Source organism: Acinetobacter rongchengensis (assembly GCF_003611475.1).
Taxonomy (GTDB): Bacteria; Pseudomonadota; Gammaproteobacteria; order Pseudomonadales; family Moraxellaceae; genus Acinetobacter; species Acinetobacter rongchengensis.
Genome location: NZ_RAXT01000040.1, coordinates 1 through 25,147, shown reverse-complemented (window position 1 = coordinate 25,147; position 25,147 = coordinate 1). Strand labels below are relative to the sequence as shown.

Sequence of the window (25,147 nt, the reverse complement as noted above, 5' to 3'; positions counted from 1 at the left end):
AATAGTAATGCTGATCAGTTAAGCCTTTTTAAATCCTCCCCAACCCTCCTTTTTCAAAGGAGGGGGTACCAAGAATCTAAAATTATTTTAAATTCTCAGTAGTTCCCCCTCTTTTTAAAGAGGGGTTAGGGGAGATTCTTAGATGAGTACCGACTAAATTACTCTTAACTGACTGGCATTATATATATTTAAATAGGGCTCTTTACTTTCAGAAATAGCAATCTTTAAAACGAAACACTCTGCAAAAATACCATTTCAAGAAACACTTTAAGCCTTATTTTTCAATACTTGAATCTTTAGGTGCAGGTGGTAACGGCGCAAAATAACCAATCACCAACATCACCAAACCACTTCCAATAAACGAGACAATTCGAGTAATGGTATGTGTATGTGATAAATCTAAGAAAATTAATTTAACAATCACCAATCCCAATACTGCTATACCAATCATCCATACATAGCGTAAGGCTTTTTTACTTGCAAATGTGGTTAGAATAAGGGCTAAAACCACCCATAAAATCGTTAAACTGGCTTGAACCGTTCCATTTTGCCACGCTTCAATTGACCAATAAGGCAGTTGTAAATAGTGATGTAAACTACGCAACAGGATGCTACTGATCAACATCAAACCCGTGAGTATGACCACAGCCATACTGACTATTTGCAAGTTACGCTGTTGCCCTTCCAATATCAGCTTCATTGCAACGATGAGAATAATAAATAAACCGATACTCAAAATATCGATTGGATTCAACAAGGTCACATAACTTAGATTCCAATTCCCATTATGAAACAGGCTAACGATCCATAAACTAACTAAAGCAAGTCCTACAATGGTAAAGTTACCAATCCAATACTCTTGTAAGAATTGTAATGCTTTAATTTTCAAAGATGCGAGTAACACGACGATTGGAAATAATAAAAGCAGGGGTATAAAAGACGGCGCATTCGGTGCAATCAAACCACCAAATATTGCTAAAAGTAACACAGCAATCAACATTAGAAATTGCGTGAATACTCGATTGAGTTGTGCCGTAAATACGTTTAAAACAAAGATAAATGCAACACACCACATCACAATTGTCATCAGCATCGATAAATGATACTGAGTGGAAATTGCCCAAAACTGAAAGTCATCAACCACAAGTAGGCTCACCAAAGCGATTTCCACTGCACTGATAAATAACAATCCAACCGTAAAAAACAACCAAACCTGATCCAGTACACGCTGCTTAAAGCGATAAATAACTGTTAATACACCCCACCACAATAACATTGGTAATGTAATACTGCGTAATTCCCATGACAGCGCATCAAACAGTTGATAAGCCAAATACGGCGTAAATAGGAATGAAATAAGCAAACTAATACAAGCAAAGATACGATCTGTTGACATTGCCGTAGGTTGAGTTTTATATCTTAAACAATATGCTGAAACAGCCAAACTACAGATCAATACAGTTGCTGCAAAATAACGTAGTGGATCTTCATTGAAAATCGCAACAACGACCGCTAATGCACTTGAGAATAGAATAATTGATGCAAAATTTCTTAAAGCTACAACCGCATAACGACTGGTGAATATCACCATGACTAAAGCTTGAACAGTCCACCACAATGAAACGATATCAGCCTGCCACAACATCACAGGTACCATGGCAAAGTAAAATAAACCACAACCTGCAAACAACTGAACCGCTGCTAAAATCTGTTGTTGTACCTGATGTATTCGCCATGCAATCACTGTTGCAACCACAGTCAAAAGCGACATCAATATTGCATTGTGATCGAGTAAATCCATTCGATACAAAGTACTGCTATAACTGAGAATGACCAACTGCAATGCAACAAAGCAAACGACTTGAGTGGCTTCAATCAATGCTTTGAACATTGACGTAGATTTCATCTGTGAACTGAGACCAGTCTGGGGAATAACGTCAGATTGCTCATGTTCAGTAAGACTATGCTTTGAAGCCGATTCATTCAACTGAGGGGTATAGAAGATATACAGACTCAGCATCAATGCGATACTCAGGAATGTGACTGCGATTAAGCTGATATTCTCATCGATAAAAATGCTTTTAAACCAAGCGCCAGTACTTAAGCCCAATAAAACGAGACCAAACAACACACTATTTTTAAGCTGATGACGGCAACCAATCCAAATCAAAGCCAGTGCTTGAACTGCCCATCCTGTACTTGTCCATTGTGCATTCAATGCAAAAGGTAAAACCAAAGCAAGAAACGTCAGTCCTAAACCATAGAAACTTTGAATCAACAAAGTCAGTGATTGATATTTTTTATGTAACGCATAACCGATGGCAAAATAAACCAATGCCAGTACAGCACTCGCGAAACTCAAACGACTTGCGCTGTGATAAACCAGTCCTGCATATAGGGTAAAAGCCATAAATGGCGTCGCAAAAATTAAGCCTGTATCAATTAACGCTATATTTTTGAAAGCAATTTTATATTTAGCAATGTTTAGGCTATAACGTATAGAAATAAACAGATATAAAGCAAAATGTAACCAAACTAAAAGTGTTAGCACCGCATATTGTTCAGGCTGTGCTTTCATCCAAATACTTAAACCACCGACTCCAAAGGTCGCCAACAGCGAAACCGTATTTAAAATTCGCCATGGTTTAAACAACGCAATTACCGCAAGCGCGATATTTAATGCCAAATAATAGCTGAATAATGCAGGAATATTATTGCTTCCTGTATTTAAAATAAAAGGTGCAACAAAACCACTTCCCAACGCAATAAAAGCAAGGATTAAAGCATTTTGTCGTAATGCTAAAAGTAAAGTTATTGCCAATAAAATGATCAGTAAAGCATAACTCACCCCGATCGAAGTGATCACAGACAATTTAAATGCGCTAAATAGCACTAAAAATAGAATGCCTAGCCCAGCACCTTGCACACTAATCGCATAACCATAACGCTTATGTCTGAGTCGATAACCAATCACGGTCATGACTGTGCCCGCAACAGCAATCCCAATCATTTTACTGCTTAAAGTCGGTTGCCAATATTCACTTGCAAAACGCAGTAATAAAATGATCCCAATAAGCAGGATAATAATCGCAACCCGAACAATACTGTTGCCCCCTTTAAACCACTCAACAAAAGCGCTCCATAAAGAAGTCATGCCTTTTAAATCTTTGAGAAGATCACTGTCTTTTAATTGGCTATCTTTGGATAAGGATTGTTGTTTTTGTTGCGAATCTGAATTGTTGTTGATGTCGAAATCAGGATTGAATGGTGCTGATGTATCTAACGCAGAAGATGCAAAATCAATGTCTTTGGATAAATGAGCCTGCGTATGCCCTTGCGACATATCCAAATCAGTTGCTGCTAATTTAGGATTGTTTATATGATCAATGTTATTAGAATAGTTATCGAATGAAGTTGCTGTTGTTGTTTGTATTGAGTCTGTCTGTGTTGATAAATCCTCCACCTTATCATTCAGTTGGACTTGATCCATATGTTCAGCATTTACGGTCACACCATGAGACACATTTTCAGTTATTTGATTAAGCTTCTGTGTTGCAAGTAAATCTTGAATCTGTCTTTGCTGAAAACGGATCATGGCTTGCTGTTCAGCCAATGCTCTAAACACAAAAATAAGAATAAAACAGAAAAATACCCCTATTCCACAAATCCATCCTTGCTCATCCATAACAAGAAAACCCAAGACAAATCCTGCAAGTGCCAACAGATTTAATTTTGCAAGCCAGTCATAGCGATTTACAGTGCCAGTACTATGATTAAAATTCTGATCGCCATTGTTTTTTTGTTGTGAATGCATGAATTCCCTTACTCGTATGTTTATAGATTTACATCACGAATGATCAAATTATTTATACATTTTATAGCATGCATCAGATTACATTGTTTTTATTCGCAACGCCCTTTAGTCGCTCTAGGTATTTTCAATGTACACTATACCCAGTTTAATCAATTAGAGAAATTGCCATGCCACCATTTGTATTGGTCGATGGGTCATACTTTTTATTTCGTGCCTTTCATGCACTCCCACCATTAACAACTTCAACTGGATTACAGACCAATGCAATCCGTGGCGCAATTTCTGCAATTCAAAAATTGATGCGTCGTGTTCAACCAACGCATATGGCTGTCATTTTCGACACCCCAGAACCTACTTTCCGCCATGAACTTTCACCGATTTATAAAGGTGATCGTCCAAGTATGCCCGATGAGCTTGCTCAACAAATTCCGTATTTGCATGCCTTAATTCGTGCCTTGGGTATTCCTTTACATATGCTACCCGGTGCAGAAGCAGATGATATCATCGGTACATTGGCGAAAAGAGCTGAAAAAGAAGGTTATCAAGTCCTGATTTCAACAGGTGATAAAGACATGGCGCAGTTGGTGACTGAAAAAGTCACCCTTGAAGACAGCTTTAAAGATAAGCCAATGGATATTGCTGGTGTTATTGAAAAGTTTGGGGTGCGTCCTGACCAAATTATCGATTATTTAACCTTGATGGGCGATGCTTCAGATGGTATTCGTGGTGTTCCAGGTGTAGGTGCAAAAACTGCCGCTAAGCTATTAAATGAGTATGATTCAATTGGTGGCATTTTAGAAAATGTCGATAACATTAAAGGCAAAGTGGGTCAAAGCATCAAAGACAATGTTGAAGGAATTGCCCTTGATCATCAACTGGCAAGTATTATCATCGATTTGGATTTGAATCTCACTTATGAGGATTTAAAACTGTGCGATCCTGACGTAGACGCATTACGTAATTTGTATACTGAGCTTGAATTTCGTAACCAATTGCAGTCTTTAGATCACCCGAATAATCCCAATAATGGCACTTATCAACAAGCCTCTAAGCAAATTGAAAAATCAGAACAAGCCGCTGATGCAGAAGTTACCACTGACCATGCAACCAGCAGCAGTGTTGATGATCGCTTAGGTGATGCCAATTACCATACGGTTTTAAGCCAAGCCGATTGGGACAAGTTGTTTCAACGCTTAAGCACTGAAAAGCGTTTTGCAATTGATACTGAAACCACGAGCTTAGATTATCGTATTGCTGAAATGGTGGGTTTTTCTGTTGCTTTCGATGCCAACGATGCTTATTACGTTCCTTTAGCGCATGATTATGAAGGTGCGCCTGAGCAATTGAATCGTGACATCATTCTCCAACAAATTAAGCCCATTTTAGAAGATCCAAAAATTGAAAAGATTGGACATCATTTAAAATATGATGCACATATCTTTGAAAATCATGGCATTCATTTACAAGGTTGGTATTTTGATACCATGTTGGCTTCTTATGTCTTGAACTCAGTTGCAACGCGTCATGGTATGGATGATGTTGCACGTGTCTATTTAAGTCATTTAACCACGACCTATGAACAAGTTGCAGGTAAAGGTGCAAAGCAGAAAACCTTTAATCAAATTGAACTCGAAACAGCAGCACATTATGCCGCGGAAGATGCGCATGTGACTTATCGTCTTTATGAAGTTTTAGACCGTAAGCTAAAAGAAATTCCTGAGCTTAGCGGTATTTTGCATCATATCGAAATGCCTGTTGCCCGTGTTTTGGCCGGCATGGAAGAAAATGGGATTGAACTCGATTTAAGTTTCCTTGATCAGCTCAGTGTAGATTTTGCTGAAACGATTCAAAGCCTAGAAAATCAAATTATTGAAATTGCAGGTGAATCATTCAATGTCGGTTCGCCTAAACAAGTCGGCGAAGTATTATTTGAAAAATTAGGCTTAAAAGGCGGTAAGAAAACTGCAACTGGACAATACAGCACCTCTGAAGCTGTTTTAGAAAAAATCGACCATCCGATTACTGAATTAATTATTGAGTATCGTGGTTTAACCAAACTCAAAAGCACCTATACAGAAGCTTTGGTTAAACAAGCCAATACAGACTCACATCGTGTACATACCAGCTACCACCAAGCTTTAACAGCGACAGGTCGTTTATCTTCTACCGATCCAAACTTACAAAATATTCCTGTTCGTGAGGAAATTGGTCGTCAAATTCGTAAGGCTTTTATTGCACCAAAAGGGCGTGTACTGCTTGCTGCCGATTACTCGCAAATTGAATTACGTCTAATGGCACATTTTTCACAAGACGATGCTTTGGTTGACGCCTTTAAACATGGTCAGGATGTACACCGTCGTACAGCGTCAGAGGTGTTAGGTGTTGCACTTGAAGATGTGACTCATGATCAACGTCGTCAAGCGAAGGCCGTGAACTTCGGCCTACTTTATGGCATGTCTGAATTTGGTCTGATTCGTCAACTTGGTTTTACTCGTGAAGAATCACAAAACTATATTAAGCAATATTTCCATCGCTATCCGGGTATTTATGAATACATGCAACGTACTCGTCAGGTGGCTTTGGAACAAGGTTTTGTAGAAACGATTACAGGTCGTCGTTTATACACGCCAGATATCGATGCTCGAAATATGATGGTACGTAAAGGTGCAGAACGTGCAGCGATTAACGCACCACTGCAAGGTTCTGCGGCTGAAATCATTAAAATGGCGATGATTGAAGTCGATAAAATCTTACCGCAAGATCAGGCTAAACTTTTACTTCAAGTGCACGATGAATTGGTCTTTGAAGTTGATGAAGCAATTGCAGATCAACTGGCTGAACAAATCCAAGAAGTGATGCAAAAAGTCGTGACCTTATCTGTACCTTTAGTGGTCGAAGTCGGTAAAGGTAACAATTGGGATGAAGCGCATTAAGCGCTTTAAACGCCTTATGTATTAAGCCCCTTCCTCCTCTCAGGAGGAAGGTTGAGATGGAGGTGCTTTTAAAAGAATCTTTTTACCAAACATATCTCTGATTTTTTCATCAAGTAACGCACGATATTATTAATCTAAATCATACTCATCCATTGATAGTTCTATACTTAAATTCATTTCTTTATAATCTAAATGTTTTAAAATTTTCAGACACTTAACTCTCAATTCATCAATCATTATTAGTTGTTTTTCTAAACCATTTTGTGGATCTAAACTTGTCCATACATCAATCTCATCAAGACAACCAATCACATATTTCAAATCCTCAGATAAAAATAAAGAATTTTCAAATTGTTGCGAAGATTGTAATTTTCCTAATGACCAAATCCCGATATCTGGATGCACAACACCCTGCTTCATTGCTTCTAAAATGCCTAGAGCAAGTGATGCTAAATAAAACTCAGCATTTAGATTATTAGTTTCAAATTTCATATCATTCACTTTTTTATTATTCAACGTTTTTGCAAAATATCAGTACAGTCTGACAATTGATATTTAAAAGAACGCTACAAAGTAATATAACCTATTCAGTGCTTTAAACCCTAAAAAAAGCCTGTAAATTGCTTTAGCCCCTTCCTCCTATCAGGAGGAAGGTTGGGATGGAGGTGCTTTTAAAAACCTCATATCAGAACAACTTTCCAAGCAAATAAAAAAGGACTCAACCGAGTCCTTTTCCAATTCTAAATCAACAGATTAAAGACCTGTTAATAGAACCTTGGCAACTTCATTCATCAAAATTTCTGCAATATACAACGCAAGGAATGCCAAAATTGGAGATAAATCAATCATTCCCATATTCGGCATAATCTTACGGAACGGTGCTAACAATGGTTCTGCAAGCTCTTGAATCACTTCAATATAAGGCGATCTAGATTGCGTAAACATCACCACCCAACTTAAAATAATTGTTGCAAAAATTAAATAACGACAGAAACGAATTAAATCCTGAATCATGGTGACAAAAGTCAGAATCAGCAAATGTACAGGGCTATTTGGCATTGCCCCTTGCAAATACATCATGCCAAAAATTTTAAGTAAATATAAAACCACCACCAATACTAGAGCAGCCGTATTGACACGACCTTTGCCAAGTGTTGGAAAAATGCGACTAAACACATCCACAATTTTCGTTGCTTTTACTGTCGACATAACCACAGGATTATATGGACTCACCATCGCCAATTGCATTAAAAAACGGAAGAATACGAGCAAAATCGCTACGTTAATAATAATGCCAAAAATCTGCGCAGAATTTGCACCCATATTGGAACGTTCCTAAAAATTCAATTAATTATTTAATACTGTCACTTAACTCTTGAGCCAATTCCTGACTACGCTTTTGTGCAGCAGCCAAAGCTGTTTGAATATTTTGTGAAATTTGAGCACGATCAAATACTTCAAGTGCCGCTTGGGTCGTTCCATTTGGCGAAGTTACATTTTTACGTAATTCTGAAGGAGAATTCGAACTGGTGATCGCCATTTGGGCTGCACCTAAAGCAGTTTGCAATGTCAATGCTGTTGCTACTTTTTCATCGAGTCCCATATTTTTTCCAGCACGGATCATACTTTCCATCATATAAAAAAAGTATGCAGGGCCAGAACCTGAAACTGCGGTAACAGCATCGACTTGAGCTTCTGAGCTCACCCAAATCGTTAAACCCGTAGCAGCAAGTACTTGCGTCGCAAGTTCACGATCTTTCGTTTCAACAGCATCGTATGCAAATATACCATGCGCACCCGTTTGAACTAAAGCAGGTGTATTTGGCATCACACGAACCACACGATCATTTCCAGTTAATGCTGAAATGGTTTTAATTTCAGCACCAGCCACGATCGAAATGATTAATTTACCATCAAACAAACCATGAAGTGGCTTAAGTACCGTACCTAAAACTTGTGGCTTCACAGCAAGAACAACAATATCTGCATGTTTTATTGCCGCAGCATTATCATCTGTGACATGTACATCTTTTTCGAGCAGTAACTGTCTCACACTTTCTACAGGGTCTGAAACTGTAATACGCGTTGCAGGTAAACCACGACTAATCAAACCTCCAATCAGGGCTTGAGCCATATTCCCACCACCAATAAAAGTAATATTACAATTGAGAACTGCACTCATGAATCACACTCGACCTTATTTTTTAACGCTGAGATTAAATTTGGTTGCCATCCACCTATTTCACAATATTGAGATTGCGCCAACCAAAATCCTTTTGGTGTAAAAACACCAAGCATAACATTATCTACACTTAATATTTGAATTGTATGACGCATCCAAGGAAAAATATGTGCTTCTTGAATGGCTTTTTTCAGTGGCCAAGCCCCAACTCTGCCATAGAGGTGAATTTTCTCACCGCCCAAACGTGCTTTTAACGTCAACTTACAATCCAGCAATGCAAAAGACAGACCCATTTTAGCCGTTTCGATGATAAATATACCTGATGCTAAATCTAATTCATCTTTAAGATGCAAAATCAATTGTTGCTCTAACTGTTGCTCCGTTGATTTTGAAGCTAAATATTTATCTTTTTCAATACGATATAAATAGTTTTGATAACGTAGATAATAAAAGTGATTCCACTGCAATGCGGCTTGTGAATCTACTTTTGAATCAATCACCTCTTCAAAAATTCGATTGACCATATCAAATGCAGGGCGATAGGTATGGTCCCCTTTCATCCAAACAGATAAAAGTTGACGTTGTCGAGCCTGTGAAAGTTGTTGAAATTTATTTAAATCAAGCTGTTCAGCATCACCACAAAACGCTAAATCCTCAACTAAAACTTCATTCAGAATCTGCTCGGCATCCTGCATCAAATAACTGGTTCGAGCCAAAGCTTGTTGCATTTTGGGATAACGGCTTTGCAAAATATGCCAAAGTTCATGCCTACACCATGCTCGATCATATTGAGTATCCAGATTGGTTGGATCATCCACATAGCGAATATCCAATTGTTCTACCCATTGGCAAATCTGCTCACGCGAAAGATCCAATAAAGGACGCCATAGCGTTATTTTTTGTTGATCGATAAGTCGATGATCTACAATTTGCATTGCAGATAAGCCTGAAACACCTGCTCCAGAAAGTAGTCGTAACATCACCGTTTCAGCTTGATCTTGTTGATGATGTGCAAGAACCAACACTTCATTTTCATGTAAATGCTGTCGATAAGCTTGGTAACGGGCTTCACGGGCTTGATTTTCAAGATTGCCATTTGCAACTTGAACATTTTGAATAATATAAGGAATATTAAGCGTTAAGCATTGCTGTAAAACAAAATCCGCCCATGTATCACTGGCTTTTTGTAATTGGTGATTGACGTAAATTGCACGTATTCGCTGAGGGAAAAGTTGAGCCATCAAATGTAGCAATAGCATAGAATCCATGCCACCGCTACATCCGATTAAAAAGTGTGTATTTTCAGAAAATTGCGAATATTGCTTTAAGAAGCGAGCCCTAAATTGTCGCTGCCAAACTTCATTAAACGCTGGTAACGTGCTTCGCATCGTTCTTCTGCACTCATTGGCTGTAATTCATCAAGCGCTTGTTTTAACACATCTTTGAGTTTTTCCATAACTTCAAATGGATGTAAATGTGCACCCTCACCTTCATCAACAACATATTCAACAATGCCGATTTCTTGCAACTTGTCTGCTGTTAATGCCAATGCTTCACTGGCTTGTTCTGCTTTTTCAGCAGTTTTCCATAAAATAGAAGCACAACCTTCAGGTGAAATTACCGAGTAAATACTGTGTGAAAGCATAACCACACGGTCTGCCACACCAATACCCAGTGCACCACCTGAACCACCCTCACCTAAAACAGTCGCAATAACAGGCACTTTTAAGCTAGAAAGTTGTGCCAAACTGGTTGCAATCGCTTCCGCTTGACCACGTTCTTCCGCACCCACACCTGGATATGCGCCCATCGTATCAATAAAGGTAAATACTGGTAAATTAAAGCGTTCTGCCATATCTAATAAACGTTGAGACTTACGATAACCTTCAGGATTACTCATCCCAAAGTTATGTTGTAATTTTTCACGTGTACTACGACCACGGTGCTGACCTACGATCATCACAGGTTGACCATTAAAACGCGCTAATCCACCAACCATTGCACCATCATCGCCATACAAACGATCACCATGCAAAGCATCAAATTCTGTAAAAATTTCGCCTACATAATCCAAAAATTGCGGACGTTCAGGATGACGCGCAATTTGAACCGTTTTCCAAGCTTTAGACTGAGCAGCTTTATTTTTCATGAGTCGAGTATTATCCCTAATTCACCGATGGCTTACCCATCGGAAGTTTAGAATTTTGTGATATCAAATGGCTTATACAATTCAATCACCACAAAATCTTTTAGTTAATCGATAAACTGTTCCGACTGAATATTCAATTCAATGTCCCAATGCTTAAATTGCACCTGCTCATCATGCAAATCTGCAACGAGCAACGGCCATTGTTTGGCATCGCCAGAAACGCTGAGTTGCCATTGTTGCTCATTATCTACAGTCAATTCAATGGCAGGAAGCATCTCATCGCTACGGCTATGATTGAGTAAAACTGCGAGACGAAGTAATAAACAGAGATAAATAAGCTTGTGTCCACCGACTTTAAGCACATCTATTTTGGCATCACCACGTAATTTTCGACGATGATGAGCGACCAAATGTGACAAATGGTTTTGATCAATTTGTGAAAAGCCGGGAATGTCTGAATGCTGTAATAAGTAAGCGCTATGTTTTTGATAACCGCTGTGACTAATCGCTAAACCAATTTCATGTAAATAAGCCGCACGGCGTAACAAATCACTATCATCACTGCTGAGTTTCAGAGATTGTGCAACACCATCAAATAAATGTTGTGCGGTCTCGACCACACGCTGCGCTTGCTTCGTGTCTGCGCCATAACGCCCCATCATGGCCTGAACACTACGATCTCGAATATCTTCATGCTGAAAACGTCCCAACAAGTCGTACATGACCCCTTCACGTAACGCACCATCTGAATAGACTAATTTATCGATGTTTAAAACTTCAAAAACAGCATATAGAATCGCTAAGCCTGCGGGTAAAACAGCACGACGATCTTCTTTTAAACCATCAAACTCCATATCTGAAATATGTTTGTATTTCAGCATTTTATCTTTTAGTTTATCTAAGCCTTCACGGGTAAGATTTTCTTGAGCATCACTCCACCCCATATTGACTGCAATTTGTCGGCAGGCTTTGATCGTACCACTTGAACCCACTACAGTATCCCAACCCGCTGCTTTATAAGTATTGGCAATTGAAGATAACTCTTTACGCGCTGCCACTACCGCTTTATCAAAAGCTTTAGAATTGATTTCACCATCGGAAAAATAAGCTTTAGTAAATGCAACACAGCCCATTTGTAATGATTCTGTATGAATAGGCTCAAATTCTTCACCAATGATTAACTCAGTCGAACCACCGCCAATATCAATCACCAAGCGACGACCACTGTTTACCATCGTATGCGAAACGCCCAAATAAATTAGACGAGCTTCTTCACGACCTGCAATAATTTCTATCGGTTTAGGAAGTATTTCTGCTGCTTTTTGAATAAATTCCTGACCATTTTTCGCTTGACGCAAAGCATTGGTCGCAACGATACGTAAGCGAGTTGGTTGTACCGAACTTAAACGCCCAACAAAACGAGCTAAACATGCCAAACCACGTTGTTGCGCGGCTTCTGTTAAGTTTTTATTTTCGTCCAATCCAGCAGCAAGCTGAACCTTTTCTGACATAGAAGCAACTTTTTTAACTTCACCATGATCCACACGAGCAATCGCTAAATGGAAACTGTTCGACCCCATATCGATGGCAGCAAGTAATTCTTCATCAATCAAAAAATCAGACATTATTTATACAAACTCATACAGATGTGTGCTTAGATTAATTCACATACACGCTTTTTAAAAGCCATTTATTTAGACAATTTACTGAGGCATTATTTTTTCAACATTTATGACAATTATGTGACAATTTAAATTGTTTCCACTAAGGATCCGATTGTAAATATCGACAGCTCCAATTGGACAAATTTACAATAAAGTCTGAAAATTTACGCATCCCCCTACATTGTTAAAGATGACTATGTAATACTTATATTTATAGAAGATTCATCTTTAAAATATTTTTTGGAGCATATTCCATGTCTGGCAATATCGTAAACACGACTGACGAAAACTTTGAAACTGACGTACTTAAATCTGACATCCCTGTCATTGTAGATTTCTGGGCAGGATGGTGTGCGCCATGTAAAGCCATTGCACCAGTACTTGAAGTTCTGTCGAACGAATACGAAGGTAAAGTTAAAATCGTTAAAGTTGACGTTACTGCATGTGAAGCAACAGCTGTAAATTACAATATTCGTAATATCCCAGCGTTACTGATGTTTAAAAATGGTGAAGTGGTTGCTCAACAAATTGGTGCTGCACCTAAATCAAAATTAACGGCTTTTATTGAAGAAAATATTTAATTTTTTCAATTTAGCTGTACAAGCGGATGTAAAAGAAAAATACGTTAGATTTTCTAGCGTATTTTTTTGACTATAATTTGACAAATCTATTGATCTCACTTATATTCCATGCTCAAGGAACATTAGGATTATCTTCCTGTTTCTTAAAAGACAACACATAAGATCGCCGCTCGGCAACAGAAATTGTTTTACATATTTCTCCTCGAAACAACTATATAGATTCTGAGTTTGCTATTGTTCACACACAGTTTCAACTCACCTATTGCACTGCGGACGACTTTTGCTTCTTTTTTATCTGTGTTCCACACATCCTTATTCAATCTGATCATCTATGAATTTAACTGAACTCAAGAAAAAACCGATCGGCGAACTCATTAAAATTGCTGAGTTTATGGGCCTAGAAGGAATGGCTCGTAACCGTAAGCAAGACATCATTTTTGCCATCTTAAAACGTCATGCAATGAACGGCGAAGAAATTTTTGGTGATGGTGTTCTTGAAATTTTGTCTGATGGTTTCGGCTTTTTACGCTCTGCTGCTGGTTCTTACCTTGCAGGCCCTGACGATATCTATGTGAGTCCATCACAAATCCGTCGTTTTAACTTACGTACTGGTGATACCATTACAGGTACGATTCGTCCACCAAAAGAAGGCGAACGTTACTTTGCTTTATTAAAAGTGAATCAAATTAACTACGACACACCTGAAAACTCTCGCAATAAAATCTTATTTGAAAACTTAACACCACTGTTCCCTACTGAACAATTGGTTATGGAATTAGGGAATGGTTCTTCTGAAGATTTAACTGCACGTGTAGTTGACCTCGTTGCTCCAATCGGTAAAGGACAGCGTTCGATTATCGTGGCACCGCCAAAAGCGGGTAAAACGATGTTATTACAGAACATTGCTCAATCTATTGTACGTAACAATCCTGAATGTTTCTTGATTGTGCTTCTGATTGACGAACGTCCTGAAGAAGTAACGGAAATGGAACGTACTGTTCGTGGTGAAGTGGTTGCATCTACCTTTGACGAATCACCTGCTCGTCACGTACAAGTCGCTGAAATGGTGATTGAAAAAGCAAAACGTTTAGTCGAGCACAAGAAAGATGTCGTGATTTTACTCGATTCTATTACTCGTTTAGCACGTGCCTACAACACTGTTGTTCCTTCATCTGGTAAGGTTTTAACAGGTGGTGTCGATGCACATGCTCTAGAACGTCCTAAGCGTTTCTTTGGTGCTGCACGTAATATCGAAGAAGGTGGTTCACTCACCATTATTTCTACAGCCTTAATTGAAACAGGTAGTAAAATGGATGAAGTGATCTATGAAGAATTCAAAGGTACTGGTAACCAAGAAATCACGCTTGATCGTCGTATTGCTGAAAAACGTGTCTTCCCAGCTATGAACATCAAGAAATCAGGTACTCGCCGTGAAGAACGTCTCATGAGCGAAGAAAACTTACGTAAAGTTTGGATTCTGCGTAAACTGCTTCACCCTATGGATGAACTCGCTGCAATGGAGTTCTTACTTGATCGTATGAAAGAAACCAAAACCAATGATGATTTCTTTGATCAAATGAAGCGCAAAGCTGCAAACTAAGCCAATAAATACATAAAAAGCTACCTAAAAAGGTAGCTTTTTATTGGGTTGACATTTTTTACATAAATATACAAATGCTGCTTTAGCCTGTTACTCAACATTGCAAGCAATTGAATAATAAAATCACTGATAAATAAATTCTATGTTTTTTAATAAGTTATTTATCGACAAACCCATCTAAAAACACAAATCAATTGTAATTTTCTGTTAAAAAAACAACAATTTTTCATCAATTTCATCAGTTTTTTTTCTTTAACCAGTAGCAATTCAAAATGCGCAGTGATAGCATATTCGCATACCAGTTAGGCTGCCCATGCAAAAAGCAAAAAACAGGCTAACTTGGGTTTTTTGTCTCAATTTAATTTATGAGAGTGATGCCATGTTATTCAAAAAAATCGCTATTGCTGCTGCAGTTGCTACTACTTTAGCTTTTGTTGGTTGTGCTAAAAAAACTGAAGAAGCTGCTGCTGATGCAAACGCTGCTGCTTCTGAAGCTGTAGAAGCTGCTTCTGAAGCTACTGCTGCTGCTGACGCTGTTGCTGCTTCTGCTGTAGATGCTGCTGCTGACGCTTCTGCTGCTGCTGCTGACGCTACTGCTGCTGCTTCTGACGCTACTGCTGCTGCTGCTGACGCTACAGCTGCTGCTTCAGCTGCTCACTAATAATCGCTTAGATTATTATCGAAAAAGAGAACCTTTGGTTCTCTTTTTTTTGCTTTGAAAATAAGAATATAAAAACCTACACCACCCTAAACAAATCTTCTAACCCATAAATATTAGACATAAAAAAAACCCCAAGCAGAACTCAGGGTTTATTCACAACACAATTATAGATTAATCGTCTTGCTCTGTACCTACACGTTGTCTAAATTTCTGGCCTGCACGGAATGTAACAACACGACGTGCCGAGATTGGAATTTCTTCCCCTGTTTTCGGGTTTCGTCCAGGACGTTGACGCTTGTCACGTAATTCAAAATTACCAAATCCTGAAAGTTTGACTTGTTCACCAGCAATTAATGCTTGGCTAATTTCATCAAAAAACAACTCGACCATTTGTTTTGCTTCACGACGATTCAAACTCGTAAGCTCACTTAAATGATCAGCCATTTCTGCTTTTGTTAATGCTGTCATGAGGCCCTCAATGTCGCTTGATAAGTGTTTTCTAACACTTGAATAATATTATCCATACCAGATTTAATTTCAGCATCTTCCAAAGTACGTGACGGATGTTGCCACAACAATGCAAATGCCAAAGAGCGTTTACCGTTTTCAACACCTTGACCGGTGTACACATCGAATAGCCAAGTTGAGTTCAATAACGCTCCACCTGTTTTTTCGATAAGTTGCTGAATTTCGCTAACATTAATCTTATCATTAATTAAAAGCGCAATATCACGTCTAACCGATGGAAATCGTGATAATTCTGTAAAATTAGATACATAAGTTTGCAAAACAGCCAACTGATCGAGCTCTACAACCCAAGTAATGCCCAAATCTAGTGCATCCTCTAAAGAAGGGTGTAATCGACCTAAATAACCAACTGATTTTCCATCTACTATAATGTCAGCAGATTGACCAGGATGCAACCATTCTCGCTCAGTACGCACATATTCAACTTTAACGCGACCAGCAGCTAATACTTCTTCCACCTCACCTTTAAGATCAAAGAAATCCATCGGCTGTGCCTTGCCATGCCATGATTCTGCATGTTTAGCACCCACAGCAACCATCGCTAAAGTCGGTATTTGTTTAAGGTCATCAATTGATTGTGCATTTTGATAATCAAAACGTAGCCCCAACTCAAAGAAACGAACTCGGTTTTGCTGACGGTTGATATTATGTTGCACACATGGAATCAAACTTGACAGCAAAGTTGAGCGCATCACTGCTAAATCACTTGAAATTGGATTGGCCAATACCAAAGGATTCACTAACGAATTTAACTGCTTTTCGAGTTTCAAATCTGCAAAACTAAAACTAATCGCTTCCTGATAACCTAAAGTTACCAAAGTTTGACGAAGTTGGTTTAGATCAAACTGATCTTGATGTTTTGCAAGTTGTACATCAATCACAGGTAAGCTAATTTGAATATTATCGTAACCATGAATACGTGCAATTTCTTCAATAAGATCTTGATAAATTGCCATGTCATAACGATATGATGGCGGTACTACAGTCCACTCACCTTCAGCATTTTCAGTCACATGACAACCTAAACGCTGTAATGCATCGGTAATAAACGAAGATTCAACCTGATAACCGAGCAATTGATCCACTTGAGCTTGTTTTAATTCAATTGCTTCACGTTTTGGCAATAGCTCAACTTTTTCAGCCACAGTGATTGGACCAAATTCACCACCCGCAAGTTCTTGAATCAATTGTGATGCACGGTGCATTGCAATCATTGGTAATTCAAAATCTACACCACGTTCATAGCGCTGTGATGCATCGGTATGCAAGCCATAACGACGTGCGCGACCTGCGATATACAATGGCGCAAAGAAAGCTGATTCAAGGAAAATTTCAGTGGTTTCATCTGTAACTGATGAAGATAAGCCCCCCATAATCCCTGCTATTGCCAATGCTTTTTCATCATCAGCAATCACCATCACATCTTCAGTGAGTTCGATTTCCTGATCGTTTAACAATACCAGTTTTTCTTTGGTATTCGCTTGACGCACATGCACTGAACCTTGAACTTTACCACCATCAAAGGCATGTAATGGCTGACCAAGTTCGATCAATACATAGTTAGTAATATCCACTAAAATACTATGTTGGCGAATCCCTGAACGTGCAAGGGCTTGCTCCATCCAAGCAGGTGTTGCTGCTTTGGTATTGACGTTTTTAATCACACGACCTAAATAACGTGGGCAACCTTCTGTATCAACATTTACTTGCTTTTGATCTGTGATCGTTGAGCTAACTTCTTTAATTTCTGGTGCTGTGACTGGAAGTTTGTTAATGACACCAATTTCACGAGCAATACCACGAACGCTAAAACAATCACCACGGTTAGGTGTAATACTGATATCAATCACATGATCATCAAGATTTAAATATTCACGGATATTGATACCAATAGGCGCATCAGCAGGAAGTTCTAAAAGCCCATCAATTTTATCTTCAAGGTCAATTTCAGAAGCACCACAAAGCATACCTTGTGACTCTACACCACGCAGTTTGCCTTTTTTAATTTTAAAGTCACCTGGAAGCACCGCACCAATCGTTGCTACAGGAACTTTCATCGCTACACGTACATTTGGTGCACCACATACAATCTGCAAAGGCTCTCCAGTGCCAATATTAACCGTGGTTACACGTAAACGGTCAGCATCTGGATGTTGTTCAACAGTCAGCACTTCTCCAACAACCACACCTGTAAATGGTTTAGCCGCAGGTGTTAAATCATCGACTTCTAAGCCCAACATGGTGAGTTGATCAGATAGCGTTTCACTATCAATTGCAGGATTTACCCACGTGCGAAGCCAATTCTCGCTAATTTTCATACATTCATTCCTTAATCGCCCCTAACCCCTCTTTTAAAACGAGGGGAAAGCCTCGCACTGCATTGTTGTCAGTGAAAGTCCCCCTTTTTTAAAGGGGGATTTAGGGGGATTGATCAATACCTATAAATCTAAATTTTTAAATCCTCTTCTCACTCCATTCACTTCACAGAGCCCCTCTCCTTTTAGGAGAGGCAGGGAGAGGTATAAATCTGTTTAAGCAAATTGGCGTAAGAAACGCACATCATTTTGGTAGAACATACGCAAGTCATTGATGCCGTAACGTAACATTGCAAAACGTTCTACGCCCAAACCAAATGCAAAGCCTTTATATTTCTCAGGATCAATACCCGCAGCTTGCAGTACATTAGGATGTACCATACCGCAACCCAAAACTTCTAACCATTTACCACGTTCATCCATAATATCGACTTCAGCACTTGGCTCGGTAAATGGGAAGTAAGATGGGCGGAAACGTACTTTCAAATCTTTCTCAAAGAATTCATTTAAAAGATTAATCAATAAACCTTTCAGCTCTGCGAAACTGGTATTTTCCGCAACATATAAGCCTTCAATCTGATGGAACATCGGTGAATGCGTTTGATCCGAGTCACAACGATACACACGACCAGGGCAGACAATACGAATTGGCGGTTGAGAACTTTCCATAGTACGGATTTGCACGCCTGAGGTATGCGTGCGCAGCAAATGGTTTGCATCAAAATAGAAAGTATCGTGCATAGCACGTGCAGGATGATGCCCCGGAATGTTTAATGCTTCAAAGTTATGATAATCATCTTCAACTTCAGGACCTGTCGCAACCGTAAAGCCAGCTTTAGTAAAAAATTGGCAAATACGTTCTTGCACCTGAGTCACAGGGTGGATACTTCCCACAGTTTGCCCACGACCTGGCAAGGTAATATCGATTGTTTCACTTGCAAGTTTTTGTGCTAACGCAGCTTTTTGTAATTCAGCTTGGCGCTCTGTAAGCGCTGTATTCATCGCTTCACGAACAGCATGAATTGCAGCACCCTGAACTTTACGCTCTTCAGGGTCCATTTTACCGAGTGCCTTAGATTGTTCCGCAAGCTGGCTTTTTTTCCCTGTAAATTGCACCCGTACTTGATCGAGTGCAGCAAGGTCTTGAGCTGCTGCAATCGCAGCGAGCGCTTCAGTGGTCAGGGCTTCCAGTGACATAATAACTCTCAAAGCAACAATTTAGAAAAATAATATAACTCGCTATTCTACCAGTTTTTATGCAGTTGGATGAAGTTTCCCCGCGACAAAATGATGATTAGTCATTAGTTTGTCCCTATAAATTGTATATTTTCCGATACCAATCAAAATGAAAGGCTAGAACTCTGATTTATAATAAGTATAAAATGAAACGAATGTCGCTGAGATAGATAACAAATGGCACTCGATCAAATCTGGAAACAACAACTGGCTCTTGTTAGTTATGGCAATGAATATTTATCCCAAGAACTCAGCTTCAATCGCTGGGTAAATCATGCCATATTTAATCAGCATACTTTTGCTTTTCGAGATTTACTCAGCCAACACTTACTTGCTCAACATTTTCAAATTTGGTTAGAAGGTCTTAAAAAACAAGAGGTTCATCGTTTGAGTCTCCATCTCTCATCAATACTAAATGAGGAAAAGAACCCTAACGCCAATGTTGAGCTACTGCCCATTACACATTTTATTGTCAGTCACACCCACCAAAAAAAGACAGCTTGGATTTTTGGTAAAGAACTGGCTGAATGGTATAGCGCTGATAATGATTATGAAGCACCGCTTGCTCAGCAAACGACACTCCGTTCAGAAGTATTTTGGCAATTTGAACTCAATGCGAAATACAACAAACGTATTGAACAAGATTTAACACCACCCAATTGGGATGATATTGATGTTTATACAGATAATGAGCTTTTCAATACAAAATATACCCAAGGTTTTCAAGAGCCCCTCCATAAAAACCTACCTTATAATGGTTTAAGTGCGACTGAACAACTCGATGAAAAAGTTGGGCAAAAGCTGTCATTATTACCTACCGATTATCAAGCAGATTATGCCCATGAAACGCTGCATCGCTTAGAAGCATTGTCTCAGTTTGTCCAAGCAAAACTACAGCATCCTTATGATGAAAATGAACATGCTTTAAGTGCTGATGAACAACTCAATTTGCGTCATTTTTCTCAAAAATTGGATGATCTTACTGCAAAATCTGTGACTAAAATTGCCAATCACTACAAATCTGCTCGATTGACACCGAAAGTGGTTGCCTCACCGTTTGATAATACAAAAACAGAACAACGTCAATCATTTAGCTCAAAACCAAACAGTGATCATAAGGTTGGTAAATCTAGCGTCTTGACCTTAATTATTCTCACCGTCTTGATTTGTATCGCTGCTTATTATTTTGGATTATAAAATTTTGAAGTATAAGCACAGTCAATAGTACAACTAGACAGCAATATTGTTTCTCAACTATTGCTGTCTCACGTCCATGAATACAAAACCAAATAAATTCAGACCTTGCGATTACTATGTGAGCACTTCCATCAGCATCAGCAGACAGCCCAATTCTCCCAAATTTTATCCACAGAGGAAGCTTTAGCTGGAATACATTACTGAGTATTGGGTAAAAATGCTTTTAAATTAGAATGTTGTTCAAATGTTGCAAAATTAGCATTTACAACAATCCCAGAATGATGCGCTAGCCAATCCGTCAATCCACCGTTTCGACTATTTCTGATCTTTATCCATGCCCCATTGATAAAATATTTCAGTAATGCCCTCTCCAAGATCAGACGCATCCTCCTCACCTACAGCCTTTCCGCCCATTTTTTCATAAAAATAACGACTAGGATTTTTATTAATCACTTCCAAACGGATCTTACGATGATGTTCTGGACGAATGAGCTGTTGGAATTTTTCAAACATCGCACGTCCAATTCCCTCACCTTGAATACTTTTCAATAAATAGAATGCTCGAATTTCAGCAACGTCATTATCTGGATTTAAATAACCATCTAAAAAGCCGAGTATCTTTCCATTCTTTTCATATACAAATAATTGATGGTCACGATGTGGAATAATCTGTTGCCAAAGCGCCAATCTTTTTGCAACACTCAAATCATCTAAAACATCTTGTTTCACAATCCCCGTATAGGTTTCTTTCCAACTGCGTACATGAACTTCAGCAATTTGTTGTGCATCACTTTCTACTGCAATACGAATCATTTGAATCCCCTCATATTTTTATTGTCAATTTTTAGTTGGCTTATGAATCATTTATTCAATTCTTAAAACTCTGCCAATGCTTTTAAACACTTAACAAATAAAAAAGCAGCTAAATTTAGCTACTTTCTTATCGAATTTGATAAATTAAACTAAGAAACTATCGTCACATTATCAACTTTAGAATAATCAACATTTAGAATAGCGGTCGAATCGTTAAAATCACCTTCTGTTCATTGGCATGTTGGTTAATATAATGTTCAATACCAGTCACTTCGCCTTTGACTTCTGCATCCGCACCATACATCACTTTGAGTGTTTCCCCGATTCTTGGTAATATTTGTAACTCTACTTCGATTGAACCTTGTTGTAGACCTTCAATTTCCACTCGCATGTTTAGACTCCAATTTTTATTGTCAGTTTAACTTTATTTCACGTGCAGCCAAAGACCTATACTTTTCATGTTGATTTTATGTACAGATTCAGCATTTATTCTATTTTATAGACTTATAGCGTTTTAAATCATCATGATTCATCATCACAATCAAGTTCATCTTCCTCAGTATTGATAAAATTTGGCTACGGCATAATTTCAAACTGCACAGCACGAATCGTTTATAAATCTAAAAACTGAGCGTTTGCTATTGGATGTATTATCCATCACTCGCCGATTGGCACGTAAATAATAGGATGAGTTAAATCTACTGCTTGGATCAATTGGAAATGTTGAACAATCTACTAAGTATTGGCTATTGTATCTACTGAAATCCAATATGTTTCAATTAGCTCTTATATATTAGAGAATAAAGCCTCGTGAATTGGGAAATCTCGACTCAGTTCAACGTGATGATGCACATCCCAAATATAAATATCTTCGCTAACTTGACGAAAATGGTATTGTTTGCGTATAAGCTACTTATTTTAAAATTTAATACACGTTATCATGGGATAACAATTTCTAAAATCAATTACTTAAAATAGTTATGATAAAACAATATTGGCAATTTATTTGGGGACTACAATATAACGCTGAACGTTTTTTTAATGAGCAAATTAATTATTACGATATTTCACACCCATGGACCAATCAATCTTGCGATGTTTTTCTTGTTCGAGACTTCCAAACCAATAGTTTACTTTATGACTCAATTGACAACTTAGTTTTACACTTTGCTGAACAACAATTTAAACATTGTTCGCTTTACCCATTGAGTATTATTTTTCCAAATAGACCATTAACAAAACACCATTCTTTTGAATTTGTAAATAATGATGCTCCTGTTGCTGTATTTAAAAACAACTGGAATAAAGCTTTTGCATTGATTCAAATAGAACAAGAAAAACCGTCTAAAGAGATATGCCCTATTGGTGATCCTCGTGAGTTTTGGTCACCCACATCATCTCAAAGCCAAACACCAACTTTTGGCTTATTTACATTAATTGAACTGAATCAATCTCAGAAAAATGAATGCCATCTTTTTGATCAAAATTTAACTTGGAATAGTTTAATTGAAAATATCCACATAGATCTTATGCAAAGTGATTTCGCTTCTAGCTTAGGAATAAATTTTCAATATACAAATAATCTTTATTTCAACGGCTATGATCATCAAAACATTCCACTTCTCCCAAGCCATACTTTGCCCAATAATTTAGGATTTAGTTTGATTCAAATGCTGAACCCCATAGAAGATCGTATTAAATCATTTACTAACATTCGTAACGAAAATTCAGACTATCGTTTCTATTCCACAGAACAACATGCATTATTTGAAAAATTCAAAACACAAAAAAATCAATTACACACTCAGCTCATTTGTTTTACAGCTAATCATATGGAATCAGCGATGCATTTTTCCAAACTACAAAAACAACAGCTCGAACAGTGGGAAAAAGCATCAATCCATGTCGAAGAAATTCAAAATCATATACAAGTGGCACAAGATGCAGAACAAAGAAAAACTGAGCAACCAATAACTGCAGCAAGAGCATTTATTATAACGTCGATCTTTATTATTGTTTTATTTACAATATTTTATGGTTTGTATTGGTTAGTTTCAAAATTTGAATTTATAAAATTTGTAGCAATTACAGCAGGAGCAATTAGCTTTCTCTATATTCTTTCAAAAAAATAATTTTAAGTAAGATCATCCCAAATATAAATATCTTCGCTAACTTGACGAAAATGGTATTGTTGACGCAGAAAACGACACTCTATAATTTAATCCAATAAATACCACAAACAAAATAGTTAGAGCAGTAACAATGACAGATTTTACATCACAACAAATTTCAACCATTAGCGCTGTATTTGAACAATCCAATTCAGGAGAAATTCATTTTGGCGAAGTAATTCAACAATTAATCTCTGTTGGCGTTGAATCCTACACAGTAGATTATCGACGCGGTGAAACAACCTATTACTTTCCCAATGGGGCAAGTATTCGCCATACTTTTGAGACTGATGCAGCTTCAATCGCTACACATTTTGATGCGCAACTGGTTAAACAAGCCATTTTAGGGGCACAGTCAGGGCAAGTGATGTATCCACTTTTCAAAGCATTAACCTATCAAGCAGGTTGTATTGGTTATTCTGTATGGATTGTGGGTAAGAACGTGCAGTATTTTGGACGTCTTGGGGAAATTCATTTAGAAAAATTTCCACAATAGTTTGAAAATAAGAATTTGAGAATAAACTCTAGACATAAAAAAGACCGCTAAAAAGCGGTCTTTTTTAATCATCTAAGACGATTAAGCAGCCAATGCGCCTTTAGCTTTTTCAGCTAAAGCAGCAAATGCTACTGAATCATGCATAGCGATGTCAGCAAGTACGCGACGGTCGATGATCACTTGCGCTTTTTTCAAGCCATCGATCATACGGCTGTACGACAAACCATTTTGACGTGCACCAGCATTGATACGCGCAATCCATAAAGCACGGAATTGACGTTTCTTCTGACGACGGTCACGGTAAGCGTATTGACCTGCTTTAATTACTGCTTGGAACGCTACACGATAAACACGTGAACGCGCGCCATAGTAACCTTTAGCACGAGCAAGAATTTTTTTATGACGGCGATGAGCCTGTACACCACGTTTTACACGAGCCATTTATAATCTCCTTAGATGTATGGGCACATACGACGAACTGAATTCATGTCACTTACGTGAACCATGACACAACCGCGCAATTGACGAATACGTTTAGCAGATTTTTTGGTCAAAATGTGGCGTTTGAACGCTTGTTTACGCTTGAAACCGTTAGCAGTCGCTTTGAATCGCTTAGCTGCACCACGGCGAGTTTTTAACTTAGCCATAACAACCTCTTTAAACACCTGTTCGGTACGTTCGCACCATTGCGATAACGACCTGCAGGTAAGGGAGGCAATATTCTAAATCATCTTTGTATAAAACAAAAGCAAAACTGTGGTTATTTTATCTATCTATTCAAAAGTAACTAAGTTGTATTATTAACAA

At 38.2% G+C, this 25,147-nt stretch carries 21 protein-coding genes; 7 read left to right on the top strand and 14 right to left on the bottom strand.

Going from position 1 to position 25,147, the window contains the following annotated elements; all coding sequences use genetic code 11:
* Positions 1-274: 274 nt before the first annotated feature.
* On the bottom strand, positions 275-3,814 hold the full coding sequence (locus D7V20_RS14405) for a DUF2339 domain-containing protein (protein ID WP_120384878.1): 3,540 nt from the start codon (positions 3,812-3,814) through the stop codon (positions 275-277).
* 167 nt (positions 3,815-3,981) lie between these two features.
* On the opposite strand from D7V20_RS14405, the gene polA reads away from it, so the two are divergent.
* Positions 3,982-6,747: a DNA polymerase I gene (gene polA, locus D7V20_RS14400; RefSeq protein WP_120384877.1), complete on the top strand. Its 2,766-nt coding sequence runs from the start codon at positions 3,982-3,984 to the stop codon at positions 6,745-6,747.
* Between the two features lie 129 nt (positions 6,748-6,876).
* On the opposite strand, the gene D7V20_RS14395 is transcribed toward polA, so the two are convergent.
* From D7V20_RS14395 to ppx, 6 genes are all read right to left on the bottom strand, one after another.
* The gene (locus D7V20_RS14395) at positions 6,877-7,239 is read right to left on the bottom strand and encodes a hypothetical protein (protein ID WP_120384876.1); all 363 of its coding nucleotides are present in this window, start codon (positions 7,237-7,239) and stop codon (positions 6,877-6,879) included.
* Positions 7,240-7,500: 261 nt separating this feature from the next.
* On the bottom strand, positions 7,501-8,070 hold the full coding sequence (locus D7V20_RS14390; protein WP_120384875.1) for a YggT family protein: 570 nt from the start codon (positions 8,068-8,070) through the stop codon (positions 7,501-7,503).
* 28 nt (positions 8,071-8,098) lie between these two features.
* Entirely contained in the window at positions 8,099-8,929 is an 831-nt protein-coding gene (gene proC / locus D7V20_RS14385) for a pyrroline-5-carboxylate reductase (protein ID WP_120384874.1), read from the bottom strand.
* Positions 8,926-10,317 (bottom strand): tRNA lysidine(34) synthetase TilS, encoded by a 1,392-nt coding sequence (gene tilS / locus D7V20_RS14380; protein ID WP_120384873.1) that lies wholly within the window; start codon positions 10,315-10,317, stop codon positions 8,926-8,928. The genes proC and tilS overlap by 4 nt, the downstream gene beginning before the upstream one ends.
* Positions 10,254-11,078 (bottom strand): acetyl-CoA carboxylase carboxyltransferase subunit alpha, encoded by an 825-nt coding sequence (locus tag D7V20_RS14375; protein ID WP_120384872.1) that lies wholly within the window; start codon positions 11,076-11,078, stop codon positions 10,254-10,256. The genes tilS and D7V20_RS14375 overlap by 64 nt, the downstream gene beginning before the upstream one ends.
* A 104-nt stretch (positions 11,079-11,182) precedes the next feature.
* Positions 11,183-12,703, bottom strand: coding sequence for an exopolyphosphatase (gene ppx / locus D7V20_RS14370; protein ID WP_120384871.1), 1,521 nt, complete (start codon positions 12,701-12,703; stop codon positions 11,183-11,185).
* Positions 12,704-12,996: 293 nt separating this feature from the next.
* On the opposite strand from ppx, the gene trxA reads away from it, so the two are divergent.
* From trxA to D7V20_RS14355, 3 genes are all read left to right on the top strand, one after another.
* A complete protein-coding gene (gene trxA / locus D7V20_RS14365) occupies positions 12,997-13,323 on the top strand; it encodes a thioredoxin (protein ID WP_120384870.1) in 327 nt (108 codons plus the stop codon).
* Between the two features lie 331 nt (positions 13,324-13,654).
* On the top strand, positions 13,655-14,923 hold the full coding sequence (gene rho, locus D7V20_RS14360; RefSeq protein WP_120384869.1) for a transcription termination factor Rho: 1,269 nt from the start codon (positions 13,655-13,657) through the stop codon (positions 14,921-14,923).
* A gap of 379 nt (positions 14,924-15,302) precedes the next feature.
* Positions 15,303-15,584, top strand: a complete 282-nt coding sequence (locus tag D7V20_RS14355) for a hypothetical protein (protein ID WP_120384868.1) — start codon at positions 15,303-15,305, stop codon at positions 15,582-15,584.
* Between the two features lie 171 nt (positions 15,585-15,755).
* Here the strand turns inward: D7V20_RS14355 and D7V20_RS14350 are convergent, their stop codons facing one another.
* From D7V20_RS14350 to pheS, 3 genes are all read right to left on the bottom strand, one after another.
* Entirely contained in the window at positions 15,756-16,052 is a 297-nt protein-coding gene (locus tag D7V20_RS14350; protein ID WP_010117259.1) for an integration host factor subunit alpha, read from the bottom strand.
* Positions 16,049-18,430 carry a phenylalanine--tRNA ligase subunit beta gene (gene pheT / locus D7V20_RS14345; RefSeq protein ID WP_120384867.1) on the bottom strand — a complete coding sequence of 794 codons (2,382 nt, stop codon included), beginning with the start codon at positions 18,428-18,430 and terminating at the stop codon, positions 16,049-16,051. The genes D7V20_RS14350 and pheT overlap by 4 nt, the downstream gene beginning before the upstream one ends.
* Positions 18,431-18,643: 213 nt before the next feature.
* Positions 18,644-19,624, bottom strand: a complete 981-nt coding sequence (pheS, locus tag D7V20_RS14340; protein ID WP_120384866.1) for a phenylalanine--tRNA ligase subunit alpha — start codon at positions 19,622-19,624, stop codon at positions 18,644-18,646.
* A gap of 216 nt (positions 19,625-19,840) precedes the next feature.
* Here pheS and D7V20_RS14335 point away from each other — a divergent pair, with 216 nt between their 5' ends.
* Positions 19,841-20,860 carry a hypothetical protein gene (locus tag D7V20_RS14335; protein WP_120384865.1) on the top strand — a complete coding sequence of 340 codons (1,020 nt, stop codon included), beginning with the start codon at positions 19,841-19,843 and terminating at the stop codon, positions 20,858-20,860.
* Positions 20,861-21,175: 315 nt separating this feature from the next.
* Here D7V20_RS14335 and D7V20_RS14330 read toward each other — a convergent pair whose 3' ends face one another.
* Both D7V20_RS14330 and D7V20_RS14325 read right to left on the bottom strand, forming a co-directional pair.
* Entirely contained in the window at positions 21,176-21,673 is a 498-nt protein-coding gene (locus tag D7V20_RS14330; RefSeq protein WP_120384864.1) for a GNAT family N-acetyltransferase, read from the bottom strand.
* Between the two features lie 193 nt (positions 21,674-21,866).
* Positions 21,867-22,064 (bottom strand): hypothetical protein, encoded by a 198-nt coding sequence (locus D7V20_RS14325; protein WP_120384863.1) that lies wholly within the window; start codon positions 22,062-22,064, stop codon positions 21,867-21,869.
* 814 nt (positions 22,065-22,878) lie between these two features.
* On the opposite strand from D7V20_RS14325, the gene D7V20_RS14315 reads away from it, so the two are divergent.
* The gene (locus tag D7V20_RS14315) at positions 22,879-23,805 is read left to right on the top strand and encodes a hypothetical protein (RefSeq protein WP_147395800.1); all 927 of its coding nucleotides are present in this window, start codon (positions 22,879-22,881) and stop codon (positions 23,803-23,805) included.
* A 130-nt stretch (positions 23,806-23,935) separates the two neighbouring features.
* Positions 23,936-24,340: a DUF1398 family protein gene (locus tag D7V20_RS14310; RefSeq protein ID WP_120384861.1), complete on the top strand. Its 405-nt coding sequence runs from the start codon at positions 23,936-23,938 to the stop codon at positions 24,338-24,340.
* A gap of 81 nt (positions 24,341-24,421) precedes the next feature.
* On the opposite strand, the gene rplT is transcribed toward D7V20_RS14310, so the two are convergent.
* Positions 24,422-24,781, bottom strand: a complete 360-nt coding sequence (rplT, locus tag D7V20_RS14305) for a 50S ribosomal protein L20 (RefSeq protein ID WP_004723060.1) — start codon at positions 24,779-24,781, stop codon at positions 24,422-24,424.
* A gap of 11 nt (positions 24,782-24,792) precedes the next feature.
* Positions 24,793-24,987, bottom strand: coding sequence for a 50S ribosomal protein L35 (rpmI, locus tag D7V20_RS14300; RefSeq protein WP_002054552.1), 195 nt, complete (start codon positions 24,985-24,987; stop codon positions 24,793-24,795).
* Between the last annotated feature and the right edge of the window lie 160 nt (positions 24,988-25,147).

Coding starts and splice junctions, on each gene's coding strand:
- D7V20_RS14405 (WP_120384878.1), bottom strand. CDS start 3,814: ATGCATTCACAACAAAAAAACAATGGCGATCAGAATTTTAATCATAGT.
- polA (WP_120384877.1), top strand. CDS start 3,982: ATGCCACCATTTGTATTGGTCGATGGGTCATACTTTTTATTTCGTGCC.
- D7V20_RS14395 (WP_120384876.1), bottom strand. CDS start 7,239: ATGAAATTTGAAACTAATAATCTAAATGCTGAGTTTTATTTAGCATCA.
- D7V20_RS14390 (WP_120384875.1), bottom strand. CDS start 8,070: ATGGGTGCAAATTCTGCGCAGATTTTTGGCATTATTATTAACGTAGCG.
- proC (WP_120384874.1), bottom strand. CDS start 8,929: ATGAGTGCAGTTCTCAATTGTAATATTACTTTTATTGGTGGTGGGAAT.
- tilS (WP_120384873.1), bottom strand. CDS start 10,317: ATGCGAAGCACGTTACCAGCGTTTAATGAAGTTTGGCAGCGACAATTT.
- D7V20_RS14375 (WP_120384872.1), bottom strand. CDS start 11,078: ATGAAAAATAAAGCTGCTCAGTCTAAAGCTTGGAAAACGGTTCAAATT.
- ppx (WP_120384871.1), bottom strand. CDS start 12,703: ATGTCTGATTTTTTGATTGATGAAGAATTACTTGCTGCCATCGATATG.
- trxA (WP_120384870.1), top strand. CDS start 12,997: ATGTCTGGCAATATCGTAAACACGACTGACGAAAACTTTGAAACTGAC.
- rho (WP_120384869.1), top strand. CDS start 13,655: ATGAATTTAACTGAACTCAAGAAAAAACCGATCGGCGAACTCATTAAA.
- D7V20_RS14355 (WP_120384868.1), top strand. CDS start 15,303: ATGTTATTCAAAAAAATCGCTATTGCTGCTGCAGTTGCTACTACTTTA.
- D7V20_RS14350 (WP_010117259.1), bottom strand. CDS start 16,052: ATGACAGCATTAACAAAAGCAGAAATGGCTGATCATTTAAGTGAGCTT.
- pheT (WP_120384867.1), bottom strand. CDS start 18,430: ATGAAAATTAGCGAGAATTGGCTTCGCACGTGGGTAAATCCTGCAATT.
- pheS (WP_120384866.1), bottom strand. CDS start 19,624: ATGTCACTGGAAGCCCTGACCACTGAAGCGCTCGCTGCGATTGCAGCA.
- D7V20_RS14335 (WP_120384865.1), top strand. CDS start 19,841: ATGGCACTCGATCAAATCTGGAAACAACAACTGGCTCTTGTTAGTTAT.
- D7V20_RS14330 (WP_120384864.1), bottom strand. CDS start 21,673: ATGATTCGTATTGCAGTAGAAAGTGATGCACAACAAATTGCTGAAGTT.
- D7V20_RS14325 (WP_120384863.1), bottom strand. CDS start 22,064: ATGCGAGTGGAAATTGAAGGTCTACAACAAGGTTCAATCGAAGTAGAG.
- D7V20_RS14310 (WP_120384861.1), top strand. CDS start 23,936: ATGACAGATTTTACATCACAACAAATTTCAACCATTAGCGCTGTATTT.
- rplT (WP_004723060.1), bottom strand. CDS start 24,781: ATGGCTCGTGTAAAACGTGGTGTACAGGCTCATCGCCGTCATAAAAAA.
- rpmI (WP_002054552.1), bottom strand. CDS start 24,987: ATGGCTAAGTTAAAAACTCGCCGTGGTGCAGCTAAGCGATTCAAAGCG.